At 50.9% G+C, this 3,543-nt stretch carries 3 protein-coding genes; all 3 read left to right on the top strand.

Annotated features, from left to right (window positions below; genetic code table 11):
• A partial coding sequence (locus tag QM529_07620; GenBank protein ID MDI9314522.1) for a glycosyltransferase family 2 protein occupies positions 1–985 on the top strand: 985 nt, incomplete at its 5' end.
• A gap of 52 nt (positions 986–1,037) precedes the next feature.
• On the top strand, positions 1,038–2,042 hold the full coding sequence (locus QM529_07615; GenBank protein ID MDI9314521.1) for a glycosyltransferase family 2 protein: 1,005 nt from the start codon (positions 1,038–1,040) through the stop codon (positions 2,040–2,042).
• Between the two features lie 62 nt (positions 2,043–2,104).
• On the top strand, positions 2,105–3,543 hold a 1,439-nt coding region (locus tag QM529_07610; GenBank protein MDI9314520.1), incomplete at its 3' end, for a metallopeptidase TldD-related protein.

Raw genomic sequence — 3,543 nt, 5'->3', positions numbered from 1 at the left:
ATTGCGCTCAAGCAGTGCCAACGATAGCGCGAATAAATTGGTGTCGGTAATTATGCCATTGTTCAATCACGAAAAATATATTGGCGCGGCAATTGATTCGGTGTTGGCGCAAACTTACAAACATTGGGAATTGATAATTATCGACGATGGGTCGACCGATGGTTCGGCGAATGTGGTTAAAAATTATTTGAAAAAAGACAACCGCATCAGCTACCACCACCAAAAAAACCAAGGGGAATATGGCGCGCGCAACGCCGGGTTACGCCTGGCGCGTGGCCAATATATCGCCTGGCTAGACGCCGACGACGTGGCGCACCGCGACAAATTGGCAAAACAATTGGACTATTTAGAAAAAAACCAAGACACCGCGGTGTGCGGCACGCAATGCAACCGCGTCGATGCCAATGGGCGGTTGATAGAAAAACAAGTGATGGGGAAATTCTTCGTCCCTTACCGCCGGCCAAATGGCACGCCGCGCAACCCATTGACGGATGCGGGCAACGATATCATCGGCGCGACTATCATGGTGCGCAAAAAATGTTACGACGTTGTCGGCCATTATCGCGCGGTCGATGTCGGCACCGATTACGATATGTTATTGCGGTGCGAGGAGCGGTTTAAAATGGTGAACCTGCCCGATTATCTTTACGATTGGCGATTGCATGGCGATGCCAGCATCGCGCGGGTTAAAAAAACCGGTTACCATGGGCGATTGGGGATAAGCCTTAACCGCTTGGTGGTTAACCTGTCCTGCTTGGCGCGGCGGTTTTATGGTTATGACCCGCTTGGCACTTTACCGCCCGCGCAACCATTGGCGCGGCCGAGGGTGTTTTTTTTATTTTGGCGCACCCCCAGGGTGTGGCGTTACATTCCGCAAATTTTGCGTATCAATAAAATGTCGGTGCCGGAATTTTTGGTGCGCTTGGTGGTGGCCGGCCTTACCATACCGCGGCGCGAAAGAATTATAAAAAGCTTGAAGAAATAGTCTTTTGTTTTTATAAGACACCTTAATTGCATTTAAGGGAGATAATATAAAAATGGGTAAAGTTGTTGAGGGGTTAGGCGAGGTCAGTGTGGGGGCACACAAATTGGTGTCGGTCGTCATGCCATTGTTCAATCACGCAACATACGTGGCGGCGGCAATTGAATCGGTGTTGGCGCAAACTTACAAAAATTGGGAATTGATAATTATCGATGACGGGTCGACCGATGGTTCGGCGAATGTGGTTAAAATTTATTTGAAAAAAGACAAACGCATAAAATACCATTACCAACCTAACCAAGGCGTCGCCATGGCGCGCAACGCTGGTATAAAACTGGCGCGTGGCGATTATGTTGCATGGCATGATGCCGATGATGTTGCCCACCCGGATAGAATAAAAACCCAGCTGGCTTTTTTAGAAAAAAACAAAGGCAACAGCGGCGTTGGCACATGGATAAGGTTTATTGACCGCGATGGTAATCAGATGCAGGAGGCTTATCGTTTAACAACGCAACAACAACCCGCCGGCCGCGAGCAAACAAGGTTGGATATTCATTATTTGTTTCTTAATAGCGATAGTCACTATGGAAACTGCGCAACCTTCATGGTGCGAAAAATTTTTTTAGACAAGCTCGGTGGATTTCGCAATTTGCGAATGGGGGAAGACCGCGACATGCTGTTCCGTTTGGACGAACAACAACCATTGGCCATGATAAACCGCGAATTGTATTTTTATCGCCAGCATGACGACACCAGCGGCGCACGGATGAAAAGAAAATCAGTCGGCAGGATGGGCCATCGTTTGGAATTTTCCTTGGGCAACTTGGCTTATTTTTTATCGGCTTTGGCGCGGCGGTTTTATGGTTATGACCCGCTTGGCACTTTACCGCCCGCGCAACCATTGGCGCGGCCGAGGGTGTTTTTTTTATTTTGGCGCACCCCCAGGGTGTGGCGTTACATTCCGCAAATTTTGCGTATCAATAAAATGTCGGTGCCGGAATTTTTGGTGCGCTTGGTGGTGGCCGGCCTTACCCCGCGCGGCGGTAAAGCGGGGGCTTAGGAAATAACCGGCGCGGCACGCACCTTGCAAAAAACATCGCAAGGGGTTATATTACAAAAAACATGGCCGATAACAACAATTCCACCAATCCATTATTGGAACCAAAAAAATGGTTTTTTGAAAAACTCGGCATGGCCGAGGGCGCGGTCCTGGCCGAAATTAAAAACGCCCTGCATGGTGCGGACGACGGCGAATTATTTTGCGAATTAACATTGACCGAGGTTATATCGTTCGACGATAACAAGGTGAAGGACGCTAGTTACAGCGATTCGGCCGGTTTCGGCCTGCGGGCGGTGGTGAACGATTTAACCGGTTACGCCCATTCGTCGGAATGGTCGCCGTCGGCATTGAAACGCGCCGTCAACACGGTGCGCGGCGTGTTAAAGGGTTATAATTTCAACAGCAACATTGGCGATGCAAAAACCACCGACCGCCAATACACCACGCCGCCGCGCCAAACCAACCACCATTTATATGACGCAACAAATCCCATCGACACCATTGCATTTGGTGATAAGGTCAAATTGCTGGCGGCGATGAACGATTACGCCCGCAAGGCCGATGCGCAAGTAAAACAATTTTCGGGGAGCATCGCCATGAATTGGCAAGTGATTATGATAATGCGTGCCGATGGGTCGATATTCACCGACATTCGCCCATTGGTGCGGGTTAATATGTCGGTGATGATGATGGATAACGCCGGCCGTCGCGAATCGGGCGGTTATGGTTACGGCGGGCGCGGGCATATTGTCGAGCTGTTCGCGCGCGAAAAATGGCAACCCGCGTTGGATGAATCGGTGCGCCAGGCACGGGTTAATTTAACCGCCGTGCCGACCCGCGCCGGCGAAACCACCGTGGTGTTGGGGCCGGGTTGGCCGGGGATATTACTGCACGAGGCCGTTGGCCATGGGTTAGAGGGGGATTTCAACCGCAAGGAAACATCGGCCTTTACCGGTAAAATTGGCAACCAGGTCGCGGCCAAGGGCGTGACGGTATATGACGATGGCACCATGTCGGGGCGGCGCGGCAGTTTAAATATCGACGACGAGGGCACGCCAACCCAAAGCAATATCCTTATCGAGGATGGCATATTAAAAGGATATATGCAGGACCGGCAAAACGCGCGTTTAATGAACAAACCCGCCACCGGCAATTGCCGCCGCGAATCATACGCCCATGTGCCCATGCCGCGCATGACCAACACATTCATGACCGCCGGTGCGCACGACCCGGCCGAAATTATTGCATCGGTGAAGGACGGGGTTTACGCCGTTAATTTCGGCGGCGGCCAAGTTGACATTACCAACGGCAAATTTGTTTTTACCTGCACCGAATCTTACCTTATTGAAAATGGCAAAATCACCAAACCGCTTAAGGGGGCAACCCTTATCGGTAATGGCCCGGAATCGTTAAAATATATTTCGATGATAGGCAACGATTTGCAATTGGACACCGGCATTGGCACATGCGGCAAAAATGGCCAGGGGGTTCCGGTCGGCGT

The sequence above is a fragment of the Hydrotalea sp. genome (assembly GCA_030054115.1).
Classification (GTDB): Bacteria; Pseudomonadota; Alphaproteobacteria; order JASGCL01; family JASGCL01; genus JASGCL01.
Note: the sequence above shows the minus strand (reverse complement) of the source record. Positions and strands in the feature narration are given on the sequence as shown.